The 23,031-nt window shown below is 65.4% G+C and carries 25 protein-coding genes and 1 pseudogene; 16 read left to right on the forward strand and 10 right to left on the reverse strand.

Going from position 1 to position 23,031, the window contains the following annotated elements; all coding sequences use genetic code 11:
* The first annotated feature begins 47 nt into the window (after positions 1-47).
* The 3 genes from ACIQH8_RS17350 to ACIQH8_RS17360 all read left to right on the forward strand — a co-directional run bounded on the left by ACIQH8_RS17350 (position 48) and on the right by ACIQH8_RS17360 (position 1,589).
* Entirely contained in the window at positions 48-416 is a 369-nt protein-coding gene (locus ACIQH8_RS17350; RefSeq protein WP_401001045.1) for a hypothetical protein, read from the forward strand.
* 175 nt (positions 417-591) lie between these two features.
* Complete coding sequence (locus ACIQH8_RS17355) at positions 592-801, forward strand: antitoxin VbhA family protein (protein WP_401001048.1); 210 nt, start codon at positions 592-594, stop codon at positions 799-801.
* Positions 798-1,589 carry a Fic/DOC family protein gene (locus tag ACIQH8_RS17360; RefSeq protein ID WP_401001051.1) on the forward strand — a complete coding sequence of 264 codons (792 nt, stop codon included), beginning with the start codon at positions 798-800 and terminating at the stop codon, positions 1,587-1,589. The genes ACIQH8_RS17355 and ACIQH8_RS17360 overlap by 4 nt, the downstream gene beginning before the upstream one ends.
* Before the next feature lies 1 nt (position 1,590).
* On the opposite strand, the gene ACIQH8_RS17365 is transcribed toward ACIQH8_RS17360, so the two are convergent.
* The 4 genes from ACIQH8_RS17365 to ACIQH8_RS17380 form a co-directional block, all read right to left on the reverse strand.
* Positions 1,591-2,010 (reverse strand): hypothetical protein, encoded by a 420-nt coding sequence (locus ACIQH8_RS17365; protein ID WP_401001054.1) that lies wholly within the window; start codon positions 2,008-2,010, stop codon positions 1,591-1,593.
* Positions 2,007-2,195, reverse strand: coding sequence for a helix-turn-helix transcriptional regulator (locus ACIQH8_RS17370; RefSeq protein WP_401001057.1), 189 nt, complete (start codon positions 2,193-2,195; stop codon positions 2,007-2,009). The genes ACIQH8_RS17365 and ACIQH8_RS17370 overlap by 4 nt, the downstream gene beginning before the upstream one ends.
* Positions 2,192-2,443, reverse strand: a complete 252-nt coding sequence (gene nrdH, locus ACIQH8_RS17375; protein ID WP_401001060.1) for a glutaredoxin-like protein NrdH — start codon at positions 2,441-2,443, stop codon at positions 2,192-2,194. The genes ACIQH8_RS17370 and nrdH overlap by 4 nt, the downstream gene beginning before the upstream one ends.
* 271 nt (positions 2,444-2,714) lie before the next feature.
* Positions 2,715-3,077 carry a hypothetical protein gene (locus ACIQH8_RS17380; RefSeq protein ID WP_401001063.1) on the reverse strand — a complete coding sequence of 121 codons (363 nt, stop codon included), beginning with the start codon at positions 3,075-3,077 and terminating at the stop codon, positions 2,715-2,717.
* Between the two features lie 248 nt (positions 3,078-3,325).
* Between ACIQH8_RS17380 and ACIQH8_RS17385 the strand changes: the two genes are divergently transcribed.
* From ACIQH8_RS17385 to ACIQH8_RS17395, 3 genes are read left to right on the forward strand one after another with little or no spacing between them, the layout of a single operon-like run.
* Positions 3,326-3,724 (forward strand): plasmid mobilization protein, encoded by a 399-nt coding sequence (locus ACIQH8_RS17385; protein WP_401001066.1) that lies wholly within the window; start codon positions 3,326-3,328, stop codon positions 3,722-3,724.
* Entirely contained in the window at positions 3,721-5,301 is a 1,581-nt protein-coding gene (locus tag ACIQH8_RS17390) for a relaxase/mobilization nuclease domain-containing protein (RefSeq protein ID WP_401001069.1), read from the forward strand. The genes ACIQH8_RS17385 and ACIQH8_RS17390 overlap by 4 nt, the downstream gene beginning before the upstream one ends.
* A 13-nt stretch (positions 5,302-5,314) precedes the next feature.
* A complete protein-coding gene (locus ACIQH8_RS17395; RefSeq protein WP_401001072.1) occupies positions 5,315-6,094 on the forward strand; it encodes a hypothetical protein in 780 nt (259 codons plus the stop codon).
* A gap of 46 nt (positions 6,095-6,140) precedes the next feature.
* On the opposite strand, the gene ACIQH8_RS17400 is transcribed toward ACIQH8_RS17395, so the two are convergent.
* Positions 6,141-6,278, reverse strand: a complete 138-nt coding sequence (locus tag ACIQH8_RS17400; RefSeq protein WP_401001075.1) for a hypothetical protein — start codon at positions 6,276-6,278, stop codon at positions 6,141-6,143.
* Positions 6,279-6,618: 340 nt separating this feature from the next.
* Here ACIQH8_RS17400 and ACIQH8_RS17405 point away from each other — a divergent pair, with 340 nt between their 5' ends.
* The 9 genes from ACIQH8_RS17405 to ACIQH8_RS17445 all read left to right on the forward strand — a co-directional run bounded on the left by ACIQH8_RS17405 (position 6,619) and on the right by ACIQH8_RS17445 (position 16,380).
* Positions 6,619-7,053, forward strand: coding sequence for a LexA family protein (locus ACIQH8_RS17405; protein ID WP_401001077.1), 435 nt, complete (start codon positions 6,619-6,621; stop codon positions 7,051-7,053).
* A 31-nt stretch (positions 7,054-7,084) separates the two neighbouring features.
* Entirely contained in the window at positions 7,085-8,335 is a 1,251-nt protein-coding gene (locus ACIQH8_RS17410) for a Y-family DNA polymerase (protein ID WP_401001080.1), read from the forward strand.
* A gap of 11 nt (positions 8,336-8,346) precedes the next feature.
* A complete protein-coding gene (locus ACIQH8_RS17415) occupies positions 8,347-8,556 on the forward strand; it encodes a hypothetical protein (protein ID WP_401001083.1) in 210 nt (69 codons plus the stop codon).
* Between the two features lie 37 nt (positions 8,557-8,593).
* On the forward strand, positions 8,594-9,307 hold the full coding sequence (locus tag ACIQH8_RS17420; RefSeq protein ID WP_401001086.1) for an SOS response-associated peptidase: 714 nt from the start codon (positions 8,594-8,596) through the stop codon (positions 9,305-9,307).
* Positions 9,304-10,566 carry a hypothetical protein gene (locus tag ACIQH8_RS17425; RefSeq protein ID WP_401001088.1) on the forward strand — a complete coding sequence of 421 codons (1,263 nt, stop codon included), beginning with the start codon at positions 9,304-9,306 and terminating at the stop codon, positions 10,564-10,566. Before ACIQH8_RS17420 ends, ACIQH8_RS17425 begins: the two co-directional genes overlap by 4 nt.
* Positions 10,563-11,000: a GIY-YIG nuclease family protein gene (locus ACIQH8_RS17430; RefSeq protein WP_401001091.1), complete on the forward strand. Its 438-nt coding sequence runs from the start codon at positions 10,563-10,565 to the stop codon at positions 10,998-11,000. The genes ACIQH8_RS17425 and ACIQH8_RS17430 overlap by 4 nt, the downstream gene beginning before the upstream one ends.
* Positions 11,001-11,388: 388 nt before the next feature.
* Complete coding sequence (locus ACIQH8_RS17435) at positions 11,389-12,039, forward strand: SAM-dependent DNA methyltransferase (RefSeq protein WP_401001093.1); 651 nt, start codon at positions 11,389-11,391, stop codon at positions 12,037-12,039.
* Positions 12,032-15,322, forward strand: a complete 3,291-nt coding sequence (locus ACIQH8_RS17440) for a DEAD/DEAH box helicase (protein ID WP_401001096.1) — start codon at positions 12,032-12,034, stop codon at positions 15,320-15,322. The genes ACIQH8_RS17435 and ACIQH8_RS17440 overlap by 8 nt, the downstream gene beginning before the upstream one ends.
* Before the next feature lie 2 nt (positions 15,323-15,324).
* Positions 15,325-16,380, forward strand: coding sequence for an Eco57I restriction-modification methylase domain-containing protein (locus tag ACIQH8_RS17445; RefSeq protein WP_401001098.1), 1,056 nt, complete (start codon positions 15,325-15,327; stop codon positions 16,378-16,380).
* Between the two features lie 152 nt (positions 16,381-16,532).
* On the opposite strand, the gene ACIQH8_RS17450 is transcribed toward ACIQH8_RS17445, so the two are convergent.
* From ACIQH8_RS17450 to ACIQH8_RS17470, 5 genes are all read right to left on the reverse strand, one after another.
* A complete protein-coding gene (locus ACIQH8_RS17450; RefSeq protein ID WP_401001100.1) occupies positions 16,533-16,994 on the reverse strand; it encodes a DUF1643 domain-containing protein in 462 nt (153 codons plus the stop codon).
* A 621-nt stretch (positions 16,995-17,615) separates the two neighbouring features.
* Positions 17,616-18,695: an FtsX-like permease family protein gene (locus tag ACIQH8_RS17455; RefSeq protein WP_401001103.1), complete on the reverse strand. Its 1,080-nt coding sequence runs from the start codon at positions 18,693-18,695 to the stop codon at positions 17,616-17,618.
* A gap of 86 nt (positions 18,696-18,781) precedes the next feature.
* Positions 18,782-19,423 (reverse strand): ABC transporter ATP-binding protein, encoded by a 642-nt coding sequence (locus ACIQH8_RS17460; RefSeq protein ID WP_401001105.1) that lies wholly within the window; start codon positions 19,421-19,423, stop codon positions 18,782-18,784.
* A complete protein-coding gene (locus ACIQH8_RS17465; RefSeq protein ID WP_401001108.1) occupies positions 19,420-20,430 on the reverse strand; it encodes a peptidoglycan-binding protein in 1,011 nt (336 codons plus the stop codon). Before ACIQH8_RS17465 ends, ACIQH8_RS17460 begins: the two co-directional genes overlap by 4 nt.
* Before the next feature lie 146 nt (positions 20,431-20,576).
* Positions 20,577-21,068, reverse strand: coding sequence for a hypothetical protein (locus tag ACIQH8_RS17470; RefSeq protein WP_401001111.1), 492 nt, complete (start codon positions 21,066-21,068; stop codon positions 20,577-20,579).
* Between the two features lie 1,008 nt (positions 21,069-22,076).
* Here ACIQH8_RS17470 and ACIQH8_RS17475 point away from each other — a divergent pair.
* A pseudogene (locus ACIQH8_RS17475) lies at positions 22,077-22,980 on the forward strand (IS5 family transposase).
* Positions 22,981-23,031: the final 51 nt, after the last annotated feature.

Raw genomic sequence — 23,031 nt, forward strand, 5'->3', positions numbered from 1 at the left:
GGCCGCCGCCATCGATACACGTCAGAACTGTGAGAGAGGATCAATCCATGAGTGAACAGCCGGCCGTCGTTGACGATGCAGACGAGGCTTACGAAATCATCAAGTCGATCGCGCGTCGAACCGTGACCGGCTCCATCCCCGCACCGGTCATCTACGCCCTCGTCGGGAACCTCAAGAGCGCCGGCGGCTACACGCTGGCCGAAGTACTGCGGAACATGGCGAACGGGCTGCAGGCGAGCTTGAAGACCCACGACGTCTACGACAACGGCGGCGACGCGGCAGCGAACGCCGACCAGGCGGCCGCCGAGCTCAAAGCCGCCGCGAAGCTCGCCGAGCAGATCGGCCAGCATCTCGACGCTGCACAGACTGCGATCAACCAGCAGGGCTACCGCCCGCGCGAGACCAGCGGGGACTAACCCCGTTCTCGCCTAGCGACTCTCTCCCGTCTAGGCGATCGTCTGGCGACTCTCTCCCGCCGGACTGATGCAGGGCCGGCCTTTCGGGGCCGGCCTTTTCGATTGGCCGCTTCGAGCGGCCCCCTGGGCCCTGTCAGGGCGCGCGGTACGATTGAGGGCGAGGGAGGATCCCGCGATGAGCACGAAGACCGCACCGATCACGGCCGAAGAGGTCGCGCGTCGTCTCGAGATCCTGGCCGACACCCGCCACTCGATCGAGATGGAGGGCGGCAGCGTGCCGGCCGACACCGAGGCTGTGCATCAGCGCTGGGCGCACGGCGAAATCACCCTCGAAGAGATGCGCGCCGAGATCGATCGTCTGTACCCGACGACGGCGCCGCGGTGACGTCGGACGATCGCCCCTGGGAAACCGGGGCGACCGAGGACGAGCGCTGGGAGGGGTACCTGATCCCGGGTACCCACATCCTGCGGAATCTCTCGCCGCGGCCGCTACAGAGCGTGGCTGCGCTGCGCGCGTTCGAGGACTCGCATGTTCGTAGCCGGCTGATCGAGCTGCGTATGGAGCCGATCGAGGGGAACTACGACACGGAGCACTGGCGGGCGATTCACCGACACCTGTTCCAGGACGTCTATGCGTGGGCCGGCGATCTGCGCACGGTGAACATCTCGAAGGGCAAGTTCTTCGTCGCGCCGGAGCACATCCGCGGGGCCGTCGACGACATGGCGCGCGCCCTCGCCGAAGAGAACCACCTCAAGCAGCTGTCACCGCTGCGGTTCGCTGACCGGCTCACCGACTACTACCACTACCTCAACACCGTGCATCCGGGTCGGGAGGGCAACGGGCGCACGCAGCGGGCGTTCTGGGACGAGTTGGCCCGCAACGCCGGCCACCGTATCGACTGGCGCTCGGGCATGTTCCAGGAACGCAACGACGCGGCCTCGCTCGAGGCCCGCGTGAACGACAACATTGAGCCGCTGCGCGAGATGATGCGCGAGTGCGTCGTGTCGACGCCACAGTGGGCGGCACGCCAGCAGGCGATCGCCGCGGCGCGCCTCGCGGCCGCCGACTCGACCGGGCGTGCATCAGGCGCAGGAACGCCGCAGGCGGGGGCTCAGAACCCCCACCTGACGTCGCAATACCGCGGCCCCCAGGATCCCGGCCGCGGCTACTGAATCACCGCCCGTAGCCGTGTGATCCGGCCCTGAGCTCGACGCCTGGACGCCGGGGAAGTGCGGGCGTCGCAGCTCCCGTCGATATCGGCCGCGCGCCGGGCGCCGGCGCCGAGTCTGCCATCGCCATGCGCAGCTGCTCGCTGAACCCGGCCATGCGCTCGCGCGCGGCCGCGGTCGCGGCCGCAGGTTCGGCCGGCTGCTCGGCTGCGAGGCTCGCACGAGTCTCGGCGGGCAGCTTGAAGCCGGCGGGCAGAAGCCGCTCGGCATCCTCGAGCGTGGGCAGCGCGCCGAGCTCGTCGCCGCCGAGGTCGTGGAGCTCTTCGTGGTGCTCGTCGAGGCGCTGCACGAAGTAGCTGGCTTGGTGGACGTCGTATCCGATCGTCCAGGTATCGGTGCCGAGCTCGAAGCTGTGGCGGCTCATCGGGTTCCCCTTCCATCCATCACGGCGGCGCGGAAGTACCGCACCGTGCGAGGGCCGAGCTCGACGCTCGCCGGCGCGGTGCCGGCGACTCGATCGGCCTCGAGTTCAGTGGTCGAGACTCCGAGGATGCGCGCTGCCTCGCGGGGCAGCAGAAGCAGCTCGGCCTCGAGTGTCGCGGCGCTCACGCGACCGCTTCGACGACGGCGTGCCGGGCGGCGAGCTCGTCGATCTTGTCGGGCCGGAACCCCGTCCATTCGTCGTCGCCGGTGACGACCACGGGCGCCTGCAGCTTGCCTCGCCGGCGCAGCTCGTCGAGCGCCTCCGGATCGGCGCTGAGGTCGACCACTTCGTAGTCGATCCCGTGCGCGTCGAGTGCGCGATACGTCGCGTTGCACTGCACGCACGAAGGCTTGGAGTACACCGTCACAGCCATCGTCTCTCCTTCACCAGGCCCCACCATTTCGGAGGGCATCCCATCTGATAAACGGAGTGATTCAGCGGAGCGGAGGTGTGCAACCCCCCACAGCCTCAGTCTTGGTTCTTGGTGCGGAGCACCGTCCCCAGCCACCCATCCCGCACGCTCGGGGTTGCATGCCTCCGAGCCGCTGAAAGAATGCAGTGGTCAGATGGGATGCCCGCACGACTGAGGCCCGTCGAGCAGAGTCTCGACGGGCCTCAGTCGCAAGTACAGCGCGCGTAGCGCGTCACTCTTCGGAGTGCTGCTCCATAGCCTCGGTGCCACGCTTCGCGGACGTGCGCCGACGCGAACGAGGCGCCGCCCTGCCGGGCTCGGGAACCTGCGCCTGGCGCAGCTCCTTCGCCGACCATCCGGCGCCCAGCGCCGCATTCCATGCGCGCTCGTGCTCGGCGACCGCGGAACGGGTCTTGGAACCCCACTCGGCCTCGAAGTCGGCCAATGCCCTCTTGTACTCGGCGTCGATCGCCACGGCCACGTGCGCCGCGTTCGCGACGCGCTCGACGGCCGCCACACGCTCGTCGCTCTTGGCTCGCTCGAGCTCACGAGCGATACGGATTGATTCGGAGAGGTCGGTCGTCGTGTCAGTCATAGCCCCCAGCGTAACGAGCACTTCCGACGCCGACTGGTTCGGCGTTTCGTGCGGGTGCGGCTGCGCCGCGACCCGACGTTGCCGCCTGCCGCTTGCTCCGTCCGGGGCTGAGCCTCGGACGGAGCAAGCTATAGAGTTACCGCCGGTAACTCGCTTTTGATGCTGGACTGAGGAGTCCAGCACCGGCATACTGGCGTATGACGCCCCGCAACTTGCGGGGTCGCTGCGCTAGGCCGGAAGGGGGCGACGTGACCGACGAGAACGAGCGCCGCCTGTTCGGCCGCACCCGTCGTCGCAACGCGCCGGCGGGGGAGAAGCGCGACATCGTGTACCGCGTGGGCTGCACGCTCGATGAGTCGACGCAGCTGCGCGCTCGTGCCGTGGTCAAGGGCGTCACGGTGCCTCGACTGCTGTTCGAGGCTGCGATGAACGAGCACGTCGAGACGACCACCGACCGCAAGGAAGCGATCGCCGAGCTGTTCGCCGTTCGCCGTCTCCTGGCGAACATCGCGAACAACACGAACCAGCTGGCGAAGTTCGCCAACACGGAGTCGACGTTCCCGACTGAAGCGGCAGCCGTCGTCGACGAGTACCGCGCACTCGTTCCCGAGATCCAGGCCGTCGTGCGGAGGCTCGCCGACTCATGATGCCGAACGTCACGCGAGGCGACCGCTTCGGCGGTCTGCTGACGTACCTCGCAGGTGAAGGTCGTGCCAACGAGCACACCGAACCTCACCTTGTGAACGGCGACGCGGCGACGTTCACGATGTACGGCGACGGCGAGCTCGACCGTGCAACGTCGCTCGCGATCGCCGCCGACCTCGACGAGCCGCGTACCGCGTTCGGCGTCGAAGTGAACGGCGGCCACGTCTGGCATTGCTCGCTCGCGATCAAGGCCGAGGACGGTCAGCTGAGCGACGAGCAGTGGGCTGCGATCGCTCAAGACTTCGTGGATGAGATGGGCTTCACCGCGACCAGCGGCAAAGCGGACTGCCGATGGGTCGCAGTGCGACATGGCCTCTCGAAGGCCGGCAACGATCACATCCACATCGCCGTCAACCTCGTGCGCGAGGACGGCACGAAGGCGTCGATTCACAACGACTACTCGCGTGCTCAGAAGGTGGCCGGCGAGCTCGAGAAGCGGCACGGCCTGACGGTGCTGCAGTCGCGCGGCGCCGGCATCGGAGAGCGCGGCGAGAAGCCCGCCGAGCGCGCCACGGCCGAGCGCATGGGCGCTGCCGAAGTCGCATCCGTTCGACTCGAACGCGCCGTCCGTGCGGCCGCTGGCGCGTCGCTCGACGAGGGCGAGTTCGTGCGCCGGCTCCATCAGGGCGGCTTCATCGTCCGGCCGCGTTTCGCGAACGGACGCGAGGACGTGGTGACCGGCTACAGCGTCGCGCTGCGACCCCAGCCGGGCGTCCCCATCGTCTGGTACGGCGGCGGCCGACTCGCACGTGACCTCACCCTCACGCGACTGCGCGAGGGATGGCCCGACAACGTGACGAGCTCGCAGCACGCCGTCGACGAGTGGCGCGCAACATGGCGCAACCCGATGAAGTACACGGCCCAACACCCGGGCCGCGAGACGCAGGCTCCGACGCCGGATGTGTGGCACGAGCACACGCAGCAGGTCATCGCTCTACGTGACCAGTTGCGCAGGATCCCGGTCGACGATCGCGCGACGTGGGCGATCGTTGCGAAGGAGACGAGCGCCGCGTTCGCCGCATGGTCGGAGCGCCTCGAGCCGACGCCGGGCCCGCTCGCTGATGCCTCGCGTGCACTCGCTCGAGGTGCGCAGATCCGCGCCCACCAGGTGCGGCCGCGACCGTCCGGCATGGCGTCCGCCGCCGGCGCCGCCACGCTGTTCGCGATGGCCGCGAAGGGTGGCCAGGGAACCGCCGCCGAGGCGCTGATGTTCCGGCAGATCATGAAGACCGCGCAGGCACTCCACGGCATGTACCAGGCGTCTGCCGACTCGCTCGAGGCGGCACGGATCCGTGACGCGCTCGGCGCGAAGCTCGACGCCGTGCGCGAGCGGATGCCGCAGCTGCAGGGCGCGTCGACGGGCGCACCGGTTGACGCGCGGGCGGCCGAGGCGGCGCGCATCGCACAGGCCGGTCAGACGCCCATGCGGGCGCCCGGCTCACCGGTCCGTCAGCCGCTCGATCCGCAGCGGCCGACCACCAACGTCACGCCGACCGAACGCGGCGGACACGAGAGATAGAAGGGGGGCCGTCATGAGCGACAGCGACGGCATCGAAGAGGCGTTTGAGGGCGCGCTGCGAACCTCGCTCGCGGTCGCCGGCCGACTGGGGGAGCAGCTGGCACGGATGCGTGAAGAAGCACTCCGCCGTGCCGAGGCTCGCAGCCTGCAGGAGGCCCGCGAGCTGCAGGGCAGGTTCGACGCCGAGCGCGCCGCGGCGCGTGCCGAGCTCGCGCCCGTGCACGAAGCCAGCTGGTGGGATCGTGCCGGCACGGAGAACATCGCCCGCGCCTACGAGACGGCCACCACCTGGTCGAAACACGACGACGACGCACGCCGTGCGAACGAGCGAATCCGCGAAGAGGTTCGGGCCCGCTACGGCGTCGACGTCGACCGCACTGGCGCCGACCCGGCCGCCGTGCGCGAGGCCCTGGCCCGCGTCGATGCCGACCGGAACCTTGCCGACGCCGAGCGCTCCCGCGCCGACGAAGAGCGCGCCGAAGCGGCACGTCTGCTCGAGCACGCCGATCGTGTCGACGCGGCCGCCGACCGCGACCAGGACGCCACGGCAACACCAGTCGATGCACGCGAGGGCGCCGAGGTCGAGTGGGACTCGGCCGAGCGTCGCGACGCGCACGCCGCAACGCTCGACGGCAAGGCCAACGCCGAGGCCATCAACGCCTGGCGACAGGCTGACTCCGACAACGCGAAGCACCCCCGCGAAGCGGTGCGCCGCGCCGGCGGGAAGAGCCCGAAGGCACGCAAGTCCCGGCCCGGCGGCGACCGCGAGATGCAGCGCGGCCGCGGCCGGTAGCACTGGCATCGAAGCGGTGAGGGGGTGGCGATCGCCGCCCCCTCTGTCATGTGCCGAACCAGCTGAGCAGCTCCGGCACGAAGTCGGTGACGATGAACCAGGTGATGGTCGCCGACCCTGCGATGACGCGCACGAAACGAGCGCGGAGATCGCGTCGACGTCGACGAAGCTCACGCCTGGTCATCGCCGACGAGCGTGACCTGCGGTGAAGGGAGCGCCGACGTCGACGCGGTGCATCGTCAGACATGGCCGGGCCCTCCCTTCCTTTGCTTCCCATGGGCTGTAATACGCCGCTGAAATCGGGCATGCCCATCGCAGGAAGTTCTGCGAGGGTCGGACTCGCCCGCCTACCTACAAGGGGTGGGTGCGGCGGGGCGAAGTCGCCAAAGTTCGTACGGAAGGAGAGAGGGCCAGGGCTGCCGGCTGTGCTCAAGAATGCACGGCCAGCGCGAGATCAAGTTCGCGGGCGGGGAAGGGGCGTGCCTACAATTCGAACATCAGTTCGAATGTTGGCAGGGGGTCCCATGCTCGCTGTCCTGGCGCCGGTCAGCGTCGTCGACGTGCCGCGACTGCTCGCTCACGCGGCGCCCGTCGCCGTGTCGGCGGGTTTTCCGTCGCCGGCGCAGGACTACTACGGCGGCCCGGTCGATCTGAATGAGCACCTGATCAAGGATCCGGTGAGCACGTTCATCGTGCGGGTGTCCGGAGACTCGATGATCGGCGCGGGGATCTACGACGGCGACGAGATCCTGGTCGACCGCTCGATCGACCCGCGCCCGGGACACGTTGTCGTCGCTGTCGTCGACGCCGAGCTCACACTGAAGCGCCTCGCATCCCGAGGTGGCCAATTGCGGCTTTGCTCGGAGAATCCGGACTACCCCGACATCGAGATTGCCGAGGGGTCCGAGGCGTCGATATGGGGCGTCGTTACCGCGAACATCCACCACCAGCATGTCTAGGCGAGGGCCGCGACGTATCGCGCTCGTTGACGTGAACAGCTTCTACGTCAGCTGCGAGCGGGTCTTCAACCCGCGACTCGTCGGCCTGCCCGGTGTCGTGCTCAGCAACAACGACGGATGCGTCGTCGCGAGGTCCGACGAGGCGAAGCAGCTCGGGATCGAGATGGGAACCCCGTGGTTCCAACTCGCCGCCCAGGCGCCGCACTGGGGCCTCTGGCATCGCTCGAGCAACTACGAGCTCTACGGCGACCTGTCGGCGCGCGTGATGCGGCTGCTTGCCAGGTACAGCGCATGGCAGGAGGTCTACTCGATTGACGAGAGTTTCATCGGGCTCGCAGGCGACGTCGACGAACTCACCGAGCTCGGCCGCCGGATCCGTGCCGAGGTGCGGCAGGCCATCGGCCTGCCGGTGTGCGTCGGCATCGCCTCGAGCAAGACGCTCGCCAAGGTCGCGAACAAGGGCGCGAAGAAGCACAAGCACCTCGGGGGAGTGGTGCACTGGGACGTCTACCCCGACGAGCAGAAGACGAGGATCCTCGACTCGCTCGAGGTCGACGAGCTCTGGGGCGTCGCCGGCCGCACCAAGAAGCGGCTCGCCGAGCTCGACGTGCACACCGCCCGCGAGCTCCGCGACTCCGACCCCAAGCTCATCCGCAAGAAGTTCAGCGTCGTGCTTCAGCGCACCGTCTACGAGCTGCGCGGCACACCGTGCATCCCGTTCGAGTCGGAACGGGCCGCGAAGGACCAGCTGATCTACTCGCGCATGTTCGGCCAGCCGGTTAAGACAGCCTCCGAGATGCGCCAGGCCCTCTCGATCTATGCCCAGCAGGCGAGCCGCCGGCTCCGGAAGCAGGGTTCGGTCGCGAAGCAGCTGCAGGTATTCGCCGCGACGAGCATGCACAACCCCCGCCCCTACGTGTCGCACCACCGATCGGTGCGACTGCCGGTGCCGGCAGACGACCCGATCACGCTGACCAAGGCGGCGATCGCCGCGCTCGAGCACGAGCTCGTCGACGGCGCCTGGTACGTGCGCGCCGGCATCGTGCTCATCGACCTCACCCCGAAGGCCAGTCACGCAATGCTCGACCCGTTCGTGCCCGCGTTCGAGCAGCGCAACCTCGGGCAGCTGCTCGACCAGGTGAACCGGAAGCAGGGCAAGGGCATCATCGGTGTCGGCATGGCCGGCCTGAAAGGCGGGCCAGTGTGGAAGATGCGCCGCGAGCAGTTGTCGCCCCGTTACACGACGCACTGGAACGAACTCGCGATCGCCAAAGCGGTCTAAGGTACGGCGAGATGACTGAGTATCCAGCGATGGCGACGTGGCGGCCCGGCGTGCACGTCCCGCACCAGAGAGTCGACGAAGCACTCGACCTGCTGCAGCGGTTCGACTACGACCGTGCCGCCGGGATCATCACGGCCGCCGAGTGGCCGGCTCGCGCCGAAGAGCTCGCGGCCGAGCTCGCGGCGGTGCTGCGCCACACCACCCGAGCCCCGCGCCCATAGACCGAGCGGCGTCGGCGCCGCGGGATAGCCTCGCAGCATGTGCGGTCGGTTCACACTCAATGAGAGGCCCGCGGATCTCGCGGCCGCAGTCGGGGCGCTCGAGGGTGACTTTTCCAGCTGGCGGCCGTCGTACAACATCCCGCCCACCGCGACGATCCCCGTGCTCGTGGAAGCGAAGCTCCCCGAGTCGGAGGCGTTCGGCCGCCGCCTCGAGCCGGCACGGTGGGGACTGGTGCCCGCCTGGAGCAAGGAGCTCAAGTTGAAGTTCCCGACCTTCAACGCCCGCTCCGAGGGCATCGCCGAGAAGAACACCTGGCGCGGGCCGCTCAGATCTCACCGCGCGATCGTACCGATGGACGGCTGGTACGAGTGGACGGGGGAGAAGGGCGCCAAGGTGCCGCACTTCATCCACCACCCGGACGGCGAAACGCTCGGCGTCGCTGGCCTTTACTCGTGGTGGCTCGACCGCTCGAAGCCCGCCGACGACGAGACGAGGTGGACACTGACCGCGACCATCCTCACCTCCGATGCCGTCGACGAGCTCGTGGGCATACACGACCGTTCCCCGGTGCCGCTTCCGCGCGAGCTGTGGGACTGGTGGCTTGACCCGTCGCTCGTGGGCGACCAGGCGATGGTCGACGAGGCCGTGAAGGCTGCGTTGCCGCTGGCCGAGCAGCTCGAGGTCTACTCTGTGCGGCCGTTCAAGGTCGGACAGGACGGGCCCGCCCTCATCGATCCGGCCGACGTATGAGCGAGAGCACGGCCCAGTCAGGGCCCCTCGTCTACCCGCGACCCGAGCTTCGCCTTGCCGACCGGATCGAACTCCGAACGCCTGGACGTCGGGTGCCGAAGTTTGATCCCGATCGGATCGACGGATGCGGCCGGCCGGAGATGAATCGCTTGCAGAGGTCGTTCTACGTGCGCGAGTTCCAGCCGGCGTTCCTCGCAGGCGAACCGGTCGACGTGGAGGGGCAGCGAGGCTACGCGCTTGTGATGCTCCATGACCTCGTCGACGGCCGCGCCGAGGACCCCGAGGCGATGCAGGAGGTTCGCCGCCTGGCGACGACATACCGAGAAGCCGATTCCATCCCGAATGCCAGGGCAGTGTTCGCTGACACGTACTACGCGGTTGGAGATTTCGCCGGGGGTTTCCGGTCGCAGGGGTACGCCGTGGGGCTCCAGGAGTACCTCGCCCTCACCGAGCACCTCGTCCACCCTCGCGTGTCAGCGATGAGCATTCCCCGGTGGGGTTCCAGCTACATGACGAAGAAGAGCTACGGCAACTACTTCGACGTGCTGGTGACCCTCCAGCAGATCCTCGACGACTTCCACGACGCCAACGGCATCAGCATCATCGAGGACTTCTGGTTGCGAATCACTGCAGATATGCCGATCGAGGACGTCGCTAGGTCGATCGAGCACGAGCTGGTCGACTGGATCGATGGTGCAGCTGTACGTCATCGGCTGACAGAGCATCGCGAAACCGAAAACCGCGGCTTCCACCCATTGGTCTTCCGTGGCTTCCCCGGGCTCGAGCGGCGAGTCGAATGGCCGGCGCCCGTGCCACGCTCCGGCCCGTGGCTTGGCTTGGTGTACGCCAAGCTGCGAATGCTGTCCCGCGCAGCCGAGAACGCGTACCGGGACGGTGTCGGCGTGCCGAGGGTTGGCGAAGGGCTCGTCTCCGAGATGACGCTGCTCCAGGAGATACGGAGCGCATTCCCGGACGAACAGATCGTGCACCAGTCCCGTCCGGGTTGGCTCGCGCCTCAGAGCCTCGACATCCATATCCCGAACCGGGACGTGGCGATCGAGTACCAAGGCATCCAACACACACGCCCGATCGAGCGCTTCGGCGGTGAGGCCGCATTCGCCGTCCAGCAGGAACGCGACGCCCGTAAGCGCGCAGCCTGCAATGCAGCCGGATGCACTCTCATCGAAGTGCACCCCGGATACGACCTCGATGAGGTGGTCGCGACCGTGCGGGCCGCTATCGAGAAGGCCGGCGCATGAGCACGAGCACGGCCGCGCTCTCGGCCGAGTGGCAAGTACTCCTGGCCGTCCCCACCGTCACCGTCGGCTCCCTCGCTCGAGCAGACGTGCCGATCGAACCGGGCGTCTATCTCTGGCGGCGCGACGGCGAGGTGCGCTACATCGGCGCGGCGTCGTCGCTGCGTCGACGAGTGTGGGCCAAGCTCCTCGGCCGAGGCGTCAGCCTCGGCGCATCATCGCTGCGCCGGAACGTATGCGAGCTCCTGCACGGGATCCCGACGACCGTCACGGGCGGGAAGAGCCGCCAGAAGGTGACGCCCGCGCAGGCGGCCGCGATCCGCGACTGGCTGAACGGCTGCACGATCGCCTGGACCGTCTGCAGTTCTGCCGCCGACGCCGCGGCGCTCGAGGGGCGGCTGCTCGACGAGTACCGGCCGCCGCTCAACCGGAAGTAGCCGCGGCAGAGGCTCCCAGCTGCGCAGCTGCGGCTCGGTCGTGAACCACGGCTCGCAGAACTCGATCGGCAGCTTCAGCACCTCACCCATGCGGGCACGCTACGCCGATCGACCGAGGAGCACTGGCGGCGATCCACAGGCGTAGCGTGTGCCCATGGCGATCCCGTTCGCGGTGTCGCCGGCGGGCGACACGGAGGTCAAACCACCGCGGGCAACGAACCTGTCGGCCCGTACCGCTAGCGTCTAATCCGAAGCTTCGGCTTGCAGAAATCGGAGTGCATGTGTCGCCATCACCAGATGACCGGTCCGCCGACTTGCTCGACAAGTCGGCCGACGACCCCGCCGCGACGGCTTCCATTGCTCGTCTTCGGTGGCATGCGGGGCACCAGTGACGGTGACAGAGACGATTGTTGAGAAGCAGGTGGTGAAGTCGCGGCACCGTGTGAAGACCTACGGCGAGGTCTTCACACCGCGTCACATGGTCGACCGAATGCTCGACTTGGTCCGCGAGGAACTGGAGACCGGCCCCGACTTCGTCGACAAGACCTTCCTCGAGCCCGCGGCCGGCGACGGCAACTTCCTTGTGGCGATCCTGCGACGCAAGCTCCACGCGATCGAGAAGCGATACCCCGCCGAGGAGTGGCCGCAGGAGTCGCTGTTCGCGTTGGCATCGATCTACGGCGTCGAGCTCCTGGACGACAACCACCAGGACGCGAAGGCGATCATGCTCGCCGAGTTCCTGGGCTTCCATCAGGCCGATGGCACTCCAGTCGGCCCGGACACCGACTTGCACCAGGCGGCAGAGTTTCTCATCGACACGAACATCGTCCGCGGCAACACCCTGACAGGCCAGACTCCCGAGGGTCAGGACATCCAGTTCTCGTGGTGGAACCGGATCACCGGCGCCCCCGGCATGGTGCAGCGCAAGCCGTTCACGCTCGCCTCGCTACGCGACGACGGCTTCGACTTCACTGTCTATGACAGCTATCAGGTGTGCCGGATCGACAAGGTCCACGAGGAAGTGAGGGCCGATGTCTAGTCCGAAGATCAGCACCTTCCGCGAGATCACCCCGCTGATCTACTCCTGGAAGACCCCGGACGTCCCCAAGTACGACGGCTGGGAGAAGATTGGCTACACGGAGCAGGAGAGCGCCGACGCCCGCATCGCCCAACAGGCGTCCCAGCTTTCCGTCGAGAAGCAGAAGGTGTGGTCCCGGCGGGCTCTGTTCACGTCGGAAGCCGGCGGGCGCTTCACGGACAAGGACTTCCACGCCTACCTCAAGCAGCAGGGCGTGGAGCGTGAGACCCAGCCGAAGCGCACGGAGTGGCACCACTTCGCCCCTGCGCCCAAGACGTCGCTGGACTACCTCAACGACTTCGCCGGCCAGGACTTCCGCGACCTGCCGAGCAGCGGCGGTGAGGACGACTACAGCCTGCGCACTGAGCAACAGGAGGCCGTCGACCAGGCTGTGGCCGCCTTCGAGGCAGGCAAGAACGAAGTTCTCTGGAACGCCAAGCCGCGGTTCGGCAAGACGCTGACCACCTACGACCTGATGCGGACCCTGGACGTCCGTCGCGTTCTGATCGTCACCAACCGCCCTGCGATCGCGAACTCGTGGTTCGACGACTTCACGCGCTTCATCGGCCACCAGACGACGTTTCGCTTCGTCTCGCAGTCCCCCTCGCTCGCCGGCCGGGCAATGTCGCGCGAGCAGTGGGTCGCCTTCTCGCTCAACCATCTGGACGAGGACCCGCGCATCGTGGAGTTCCTCTCGCTGCAGGACCTGAAGGGCTCGCGGTACTTCGGCGGTTCGTACGACAAGCTCAATCACATCGCTCAGTCCGACTGGGATCTGCTCGTCATCGACGAGGCTCACGAGGGCATCGACACCATCAAGACTGACGTCGCATTCGACAAGATCAAGCGCACCCGGACGCTGCACCTGTCGGGTACGCCGTTCAAGGCCCTGGCCAACGGCAAGTTCGATCTCGACCAGATCTTCAACTGGACCTACGAGGATGAGCAGACAGCCCGGCAAACCTGGCATGACAACGGCCAGGAGAACCCGTACGCGGCGCTGCCGACGCTCAACCTGCTGACCTACCAGATCTCGCGAATGATCACGGAGCGTCTGGCCGAGGGCGTCGCCATCGACGAGGACGAGGCGAACATCGACTACACGTTCGACCTCAACGAGTTCTTCGCGACCAAGGACAACGGGTTCTTCGAGCACGAGGCCGAGGTCATCAAGTTCCTCGACTGCATGGCGACCAACGAGAAGTACCCGTTCTCGACCCCCGAGCTGCGCGACGAGATCCGCCACTCCTTCTGGCTGCTGAACCGCGTCGCCTCCGCGAAGGCCCTGGAGAAGCTCCTCAACAAGCACGACGTCTTCAAGGACTACAAGGTCATCCTCGCCGCCGGCGACGGAAAGACCGACGACGACACCGACGCGGTGGCTGTTGGCAAGTCGCTCGATAAGGTGCGCACGGCCATCGCGGAAGCCGAGAGGAAGCCGGATGGCAAGACCATCACCTTGTCGGTCGGGCAGCTGACCACGGGCGTCACAGTGCCCGAGTGGACCGCCGTCATTATGCTCTCGAACCTGTCGTCGCCGGCGCAGTACATGCAGGCGGCGTTCCGTGCACAGAACCCTTGCACCTACGAACGATCCGGGCACGTGTACCAGAAGCAGAACGCGTACATCTTTGACTTCGCACCCGAGCGCACGCTGACGATCTTCGATGTCTTCGCCAACAACCTGAGCCCGAACCCGTCAGACGACCAGCGGGTGCGGCAGGAGAACATCCGCACGCTGCTGAACTTCTTCCCGGTGCTGGGCGAGGACGCCGAGGGTCGGATGATCGAGCTCGACGCCTCCCAGGTCCTTACGTTCCCGCAGGTATTCAAGGCCCGCGAGGTCGTGCGCCGCGGGTTCCTGTCGAACCTGCTGTTCGTGAACGTCGCCGGCATCTTCCGGTACTCCGAACACGTCAAGGAGATCCTGGACAAGCTGCCGACCGCGAAGCAGGGCAAGGTCACCAACGGGCAGCCCATCGAGATCCCGCAGCCGCCGCCCGTCACCGACCCGGACGGAAAGGTCCAGGTCGACGTGGAGACCGTCATCAACCCCAAGGTCGCCGAGCTCGGCAAGCCCGTCTACAGCATCGAGGACATCCCGACGCCCGAGCCCGATGCCCCGGTATCCACGGCTGCGACGGCGATCGCGAAGGCGGTGACCGAGCAGAGCCGCTCCAAGCGCGAGGAGCTGAAGGAGGCTTACGGGCTCACGGCCGCCCAGGTTGAGCGCGACGTGAAGCGCACCGAGCAGTCCGTGAAGGGCCAAGTCGAGCGCGCATACACTGAGCACAACATCGCGAGCAAGCACCTCGAGGACGAGCTCAAGAACGCGGCCACCGAGGCGGAGGCCGAGGTGGTGCAGGCCAAGAAGGCCGAACAGAACGAGGCATTCCAGGCGAACATCCTGGCCATCGTCGACGGGGCGATGGACTCGATTGTGCCCGACGTCGTCACCCGCGAGGAGACCAAGAAGGAGCAGAAGCGGGCGAACCAGACGATGGACGACGCCCGCTCCCATCTGCGCGGCTTCGCCCGCACGATCCCCATGTTCCTCATGGCGTACGGGGACCGCGACCTCCGTCTCTCGAACTTCGACGACTACACGCCCGACGAGGTGTTCGTGGAGATCACCGGGATCACGGAAGAGGAGTTCCGCCTTCTACGCGACGGCCAGGAGGTCACTGAGGAGGATGGAAGCGTCACGAAGATCCCGGGCCTGTTCGACGAGGTCGTCTTCGACCAGGCCGTCCAGGAGTTCCTGGACAAGAAGGAGGCGCTGGCCGACTACTTCGACGACGCGCAGACCGAGAACATCTTCGCGTATATCCCGCAGCAGAAGACGTCTCTGGTCTTCACCCCGCAGCCGGTCGTAAAGATGATGGTCGACACCCTCGAGGCGGAGAACCCGGGTGTCTTCACCGACCCGGACAAGACGTTCGCGGACCTGTTCTCAACAGCGGGTCTGTTCCTGATGGAGCTTGTGCGCCGCCTCGACACGGGTCTCGCCGAAGTGTTCCCCGACCAGGACGACAGACTGCGGCACATCCTGACCTCGCAGGTCTTCGAGATGAGCCACAACAAAATCCTGCACCACATCACCATCGAGGCCGTCTCCGGCGGCGTCCCGGAGCGCAGGGCGTGGATCAAGGACTCCGGCCACTTCAAGGTCGGTGACCTCGCCCGGATGACCAAGGAGGAGCGGCAGAAGATGGTCGACGACATGCTGACGGAAGGGCACTGACCATGAGCAAGAAGTTCGACGTCGTCATCGGCAACCCGCCCTATCAGGAGGATTCGGTCGGTGAATCGACCCATAACATGCCCGTCTACGACAAGTTCATGGACGCGGCCTTCGAGGTCGGCACCAAGGTCGTGCTCATCACGCCAGCACGATTCCTCTCCAACGCGGGCTTCACGCCGAAGCCGTGGAACAAGAAGATGCTGGCGGATGAGCACCTGACGGTCGCACATTTCGAGCCCGATTCAAACCGCCTCTTTCCCGGCCTGGCGGACCCCATCAAGGGTGGCATCGCCGTCACCTACCGCGACTCAGAGCGCAAACTGGGCCCGATCGGCTTCTTCACCAAGCACCCAGAACTGCACGCCATTCTGCACAAGGTCGAGTCGTCGGGTGGCCCTTCGCTCACTGACTTGGGCATTACTAACGACCGCCAGCATCGCTACACGGACAGGATGCACGACGAGAGCCCTGACGCACGGGCCCTGATGTCGAAAGGCAACCCCTACAAGCTCGACGCCAGCGCCTTCATGCGACTTCCATCCCTCTTCCACGAGGAGCGGCCCTCCGACGGGCATGACTACGTTCAGGTACTTGGCTTGTTGGGGAAGAAGCGGACCACACGTTGGCTCCGCCGCGACTACATCACCGGCCCTCGTTCGTTCACTGCTTATAAGGTTGCAGTCCCTGAAGCGAACGGGTCGGGGTCGACAACAGACTTCTTTGGCGTAGCCCTGAACAACCCGACTGTGCTCGGGCCAGGGATCGCGGTGACCAGCACATTTCTCACCATCGGCTCCTTCGATACCCAGGCGGAGGCCGAGGCGCTTCTGAAGTACGTGAAGTCGAAGTTCGCTCGAGCGATGCTCGGCATCCTCAAGGTGACGCAACACACCGCCGCGCACACTTGGCGATACGTCCCAAACCAGGACTTCACGTCGGACTCTGACATCGATTGGACGAAGCCGATCTCAGAGATCGACCAGCAGTTGTATGCCAAGTATGGCCTCGACGCCGACGAGATCGCCTTCATCGAGGACAAGGTCAAGCCGATGGAATGACCGCTGGAGAGGCGACCCAGAGGTTGACGCGCCCTCCGCACCGGAACGTCGATAATGCCACGCCAGGGCGTGGTGACTCGCCGTCTATCCGATGCTGCGGGGGAGCAAGTGCCCGATGCTCGAGCGTGGCGAGCTATCTGCTCGCCACGCGGTTACGGCATCCATTCGATCAGCGGCGCATCGTCAAGCACGTAGAGCGGATGTGTCGGTTGTCCACCCTTGTTGATCCCCAAGGCGTAGAGCGGTGGCAGCAGCGCCACAACCTGGGCAACGCGCGCAGGGTCGGCGTGGTTGCCCCACCCCGCGACGACGGTGCCTGTGACGGCAGCGAGCACGCGGTCGTTCTCCGGTCCTACCGGGTCAGCTGCAGCCTTCATGACCTTCGGCGACGTGGAACGGAACGCGTACAGGTTCACGATGACCATGCCGCCGAACCCTTGGCGCTTCGCGAAACTCACGCACCGGCGCATTGTCTGATCGAGCTTCTGCGCGTCGGCGGTGCTCGGGTTCAGCAGCACGAACGTGATCGTCGGCAACGCTTCGTCCCAGACACGAGTCAGCGAATATCGGTAGTCGCCACGAATGTCCGCCGTGGCGGAAACGAACTCAGTCATCGGCACCTCTCTCGGCCGGATCATACGGTCAGCTAGCGACAGGCGCGTTCTGTCGGGTGAGTGATTTACCGTCTCATCAGGGATTTAATCGGACATAAGGCAGATTATCGGCACTGAAAATCGCCTTCAGGGATTGCCAATCCGTAAGCGAAGACGCGATCCTACGCCATCCAGCCCGGCGTTCCCAACATCGTGCGTGCCTCGGTGAGCCAGATCGCCTGAGCGATACGACAGTCGAAGGGGCGCCGGTGACCTTGGAAGTATGGGATCGGGACGCCGTTACACGCGCCGCGGGCAGCGTGCGGGGGCATGGCCTTGTCATCGAGTCACGCGGGGTCCCGATCGAGGGACTTCATCTCATCCGCGTAAGCGATCTTGAACCCTTCATCGCCGGGACCAGGCGACTGCTTGGAACCCCACCGGGCGAAGAATAGGCCCATCGAGGGAGTAGTGCCCCCAAGACGTGGAGTCGCGGGCGGCGGTCTCGTCGCGAAACCCGCCAGCAAGAAATGCCCGGTGACGGTGGCTGAGAGGCGACAGCCGAACGCGTTGAGTCGACGAACTCGCGGCCTTCGAATACGAGGCTCTACCGGCTGGCGGCCAGGTGAAACTGCACCTGCTCTATGGCACTCGCAGCTCTCTGATTGGTTCGCGTTGCGCTGCTATCGCCGCAGGAATGAGGGCAGCCACGACTGCTACGAGGACCGCCAGGACGGACACTCCAACGATGTAGGTCAAGCTGGGTATCGGGTCGTTCGCCAGCAGAAGGACGAGAACTGCGATCACTGAACCGGCTGCAGCAGCACCAGTAGCAACGATCGCGGTCTGTGTCGTGATGAGGGCAATGATTAGCGGCTGGGATGCGCCAAGCGCTCGTCTACGGCCGAAGTCCTTTCGGCGCATCGTAACCATGCCGAATAGAAGTACCGCCACCAATAGTGCGGTTAGAGCAAGAATACCGAGGGTAAGGCTTCTCCCGAAGGTTCCGAGCTGACCTTCGATCAGCGCTCGAAGAGTGGCGAGAGACTCACTGTTCTGTACCTGTACTTTGCTCGGATCTTCAGCTGCGAGCACCGATTTCACCGCTTCGGTGATCGGTGCGACTAGGTCTGGCCTTTCCGAGATGACGATGAGCGCGCTGATCGGAGCGTCGACGTCGTCGACCGATCTGGGGGCAATGAGCACAGGCTCGAGGAACCCGAGATAGTCAGGCGGCGCAATCTTGCCGCCGATCGCATACTCATTTCCATCCCTGAGGGCGATGCCGCCAACCGGGTCTTCCAGCCCGAGCTGAGCGAGAGCCAACGGAGAAGCATACGCAACGTCGCCGTCGCCGGGTAGTGGCTCCGGCAAGCCCAAAGCCGTCCAGTCGGCCGCCCAGGCTTCTCGGAGCGCAACTCTCGTGCCACCATCAAACGCTGTGTTTTGCGCGTCCTCGGCAGCCCCGAACGCGGCGGACCATTCAATTCCCTCGATCGCTCCGATTCGGTCAAGTACGCCGGCAGTCAGTCCAGCACCTGGCTCGGCTCGGACAACAAGCGAACGCGTGCCGGCGGTGTCAATGGAGCGGATCACTTGTTGTTCTGCCCCGACCGTTCGGCCGGAAGTGAGAAGCACTGCGGCGCACATGCCTGCGATCACGACCGCGGTAATCGCTGAGACAACAGGCTGTGCGCGCGCGGATGCGATCGCCTCACGCACGACTCTTGAGCTGAGACGTGAGCGTGAAGATGGGACAGATCCCGCAACGACAGGAACGTGACGAGTCTGGCTTGAGGCGGTCAGGGTCACAGCATGAGCTCCCGGTCGCATCGTTGTACCAATAACGGATCGTGGGTAACGATGATGACCGCGGCGCCACGGCTGGCTTGGTCGTAGAGTGCTCTAAAGACGACATCAGACGATGCGGGGTCGAGGTTGCCAGTTGGCTCGTCGGCGAGGACGATGCGTGGATTGCCAAGTAGTGCCCGGCAGAGCGCGATCCGCTGTGCCTGACCGCCGGAGACTTGACCGGGCTTCGCGCTCGCCCGCAGAGCGACTCCGAACTGGTCCATGAGCTCGTGTGCTCGATTGACTGCGACCGCCCGGTCTCCACCGCGGTACAGCACGGTTTCAAGAATGTTGTCGATTACCGTACGGGCGGGATCGAGTGCGGCGTCTTGAAATACGAACCCGAATGTCGAAGCGCGTAGGGATGCTCGTTCCCGATCGGAGCGTCCTTGTGCAGGCGATCCATCGATTAGCACCCCTCCGCTAGTCGGTTTGAGCATTAGGCCAAGCAGATAGAGCAGTGTTGACTTGCCGCGGCCTGATGGTCCAGTCACGGCTACGACTTCACCCGGGAAGAAGTCCGCTGACCAGTTCTCAAGAAGCGAGGTATTTGGCTCGTATCTGAACGAGAGCTTCTCCGCGGTTAGGGTCGCGCTCATGATCCTGCTTTGCGCGATGCTGTCGAGTCCTCGTCCGTTGCAGGGATGCGCACCCGCATGCCTTCAGACGCGCCTTCGATAACCGACATTCCGCGGGCTGAAGCGATCACCTGCACGCGATGCTTTTGCCCGTCGTCGTCCACGACCGAGACGGTGCGATCGGCTGACGAGAGCAGTGCGGCAGAGGGAACGACGAGGCCTTCAACGGCGGGCGTCGTTTCGATAGTTGAAGGCAATCGGACTTCCTCATCAAGAGGAATGGTGCTGCAGTCGTCGCCGCATATCCGGGCGCCGCCAATACCTTGTAGTTCGACATCAACCTGATCGGCCGATTCAGCCGAATCGGTTTGGGCGGCAACTTCTGCGGTCCATGCCGATCCATCGGGCGCGTTCAGCTGCACTGGAGTGCCCGCAGGCATGGAAGCAGCCTGAGTCCGCGTGGCGGGGATGGTGAACGCTGGCTCAGTCGAGAGCGCTAAGAGGGCGGGCTCGCCACCGGAGAGCACTGCACCACGAAACACCAACTCGTTGTCCAACGCGACTTGCAGCGGGAGCGACGGAACGAATATCACGTCACCGAGCTGAACTACGCCGTCACCCTCGACACCAAGCGACCTCTGCCAGGTCTTCACAGCGGACTCGGTGACCCAGCCAAACTGACCGTCGATGTCGCCGTCGTAGAAGCCGAGGTCGGCCAGCATCTGCTGCACTTGCTCTACGTCGTCTCCGTGATCCTGTCTGGCGAGGGACCTGAATGCGGGGACCTCGCCTACAGCAATGACTACGGGCCTCAAGCTGACCGAATAGACGACCTCGCCGGGATGCACCTCGCTGCCAGACTTGATAGCGACTGACGTTACTGTCCCGGCCGCCTGATTCATGGCAATCGGGTCCTGCCGCCACCGCACAACCGTGTTCAGCCGTACCGAAGAGCCGACCTCGCCCGCAGTAACACTGACATAGGTGTACGGCGTTTCAGCAAGTACGTCTCTGGGCGGAGCAAACACGGCAGTGATCGACCAGCCTGCGATGAGTCCAACGCCGAGTAAGCCGAGAGCCCCAGCGATGCGGCGCCCTCGCGCGGCTCGCGTCAACCGGACGGGTTCAGTGTCGTTGGTACCATTTGGCATCTCAGTCCCCGAGCGTGCGGCCATCAAACACCGAACGACCAGGCGGGCTGAGGACAGGCGATGTTTGTTTCGCGCCATTCGTCATCCACCGAGGCATCGACATTCGAGTCGGCGTATGCCGACCATCGGAGTCCCTGGAAGGTGTCGATGAACTCTTGCTTCGATGGCGGTTCCCCGACTTCGAAACCGAGGTCGATCAGGCACTCGCGCGTTGTGAGTTCGTCCTGGTAAACATCCGAAATCTCGTCGGCTCCCATGTTCTGGATCCGATCATTTATCGGCTGCCAGCAAGCTTCAGCATCTTCATCAAACAGATCTCGTTGAGCCGTTGGGATGGTGGCGCTACTCACTTCGATCCCTCCGTCCCACGTGAGTGTGACGTCCCAGCCCTTCTCCTCCAGGCACTCGTACACTTGATTGGATGCAGGCGAGAGACTGAGCCCCTCCTCAAGTGCCTTCGCGCCAGGGCTTTCGGGAGTCGAGGCGCACCCCGCGAGCGTAAGCGTCGCCGCCACGAGCACAAGGCTGTTCCTCCACTTACGGTGCATCACGACGTCCCCTCTTTGAGCTCTGATCTCTCGACGATACGGTACCCCGACGCGTCTTTCACGTGCATCTGTCGAGACGCGAAGGCGAAGTATCCTCAGCTGTGCATCTAGGTCTCGACAAATCCGCGCTTCCGCATATATCGTCCCGAGCAAGGTCAGGGATCGGCCTGGGATGAGGGGTTCAAATGAGGAAGCTCGGTTCACTGGTAGCGGCTGGAGCGATGGCGGTGGCGCTTGCCTTGGGGACGGCGGCTCCAGCACATGCCCAGTGGGGAAATGGGTCGGCTACGTGTACATCGACATGGTCGTACACGCGGGCGAATGCCAATGCTCAGCTCAAGCACTACCACGAGACGAGCGGATACTGGGCACAGACCTACAAGCCCGCTGGGATCTCCAGTTGGAAGAAGTATTGGCAGCCGGGACCTGTCTACATGGAGTTGTCGACGACAACCGGTGGCTTCAGTGGAGCGGTCTACGGCTGCTCTGCTTGAGAAGCACACGGCCGTGGCCGGATGGGCAACCGCCTAGCCGGCCACGGCTGTAGTCAGGATCCGCGCGCAGCGTGGTCCAAGGTCAGTCTCCGGACGCGCCGCGGGAACCAGAAGGCCGAAGAGCGGCGGCCCTTGGATTGAGCTGCCATAGTCGCCGGCCTTCAGTTCCGGATCAGCACATACCCTTGCCGTTTCGATTCCTGAAACCTGTCGCGGAGCTCTTGAGCCGCCCGAGTCGCGAGTTCAGGCTCCGGCGGAATGCGACAGCCTAGACCACCGCCGGGGCCATACCCGGGCCCGGCGTCAGGAGCGCATCTGAGTTCCGGCGGAACCTGCCTTGAAACCTCGACGCAGATGTCGTGCAAGTGATGCGACGAGCATTCGACCTTGGCGTGGACGTATCGATCTGGCTGCGGCACGAGCCCTCCCCTAGGCGGTGTTGCTAAAGCCATTCAAGGGGTGGATCGGCGAGTCTTGAGTCGTGTCGCGTGATGTGATCTCTGACGAAGTCTGGGCCGTGATAGGGCCGTTGTTCCCGAAAGTGAAGGCGACAGGCAGGCCACCGGCGGATCGACGAACCGTAGTCGAGGCGACGGCGTGGCGATTCCGGACCGGTGCTCCGTGGCGGGACGTGCCGGAGCGCTTCGGGAACTGGAACACGATCTACAAGAACTTCAACAGGTGGTCCGAGCAGGGCGTGTGGGCGCGGGTTCTGGAGACGACGCAGTCGCTCGCTCAGCAGTCCGGCGATCTGGATTGGGTCGCGTCGATTGACTCCACGATCGTGCGCGTGCATCAGCACGGCGCAACCCTCCGCCGCGTCACAGGGGGCTCTTTCGAACTACAAGAAGTTCGGCGAGGAGCCGCCTGACCATGCGATTGGCCGCTCCCGCGGCGGGTTGACGACGAAGAACCACCTGGTCTGCGACGGGAAAGGTCGCGCGCTCGCGTTCATCCTCACGCCCGGGCAAGCGGCGGATACGAGCATGCTGGCGACCACGCTGAGCGAGGTCCGTGTTCCGGGCGCGAAGGGCAGGCCACGCTCTCGGCCGGACCGGGTGCTCGCGGACAAGGGCTACCCGTCGAAGGCGAACCGGGCGTGGCTGCGCGAACGCGGGATCGCTGCGACGATCCCGGAACGTGACGATCAGATTGCCCACCGGCGCAAGCGCCGCGGGCGCCCGATCGACTTCGGTGATCAGCAGCGGGTCCGCTACCGTGGCCGTAACGTCGTCGAGCGGTGCTTCAACAAACTCAAGCAGTGGCGCGGCATTGCGATGCGCTCAGACAAGACGGCCCGCAACTACCACGCGGGCCTCTGTCTCGCCGCTACACTCCACTGGCTGAACAGCCTCCCGCGCACGCGAGCTGAATCGCTAGGGTGAGTCGCAAGACCACGATAGGAGCGATGATGGCGACGTCGGTGACACCCGAAA

It is taken from the genome of Agromyces sp. GXQ0307 (assembly GCF_044769845.1).
GTDB lineage: Bacteria > Actinomycetota > Actinomycetes > Actinomycetales > Microbacteriaceae > Agromyces.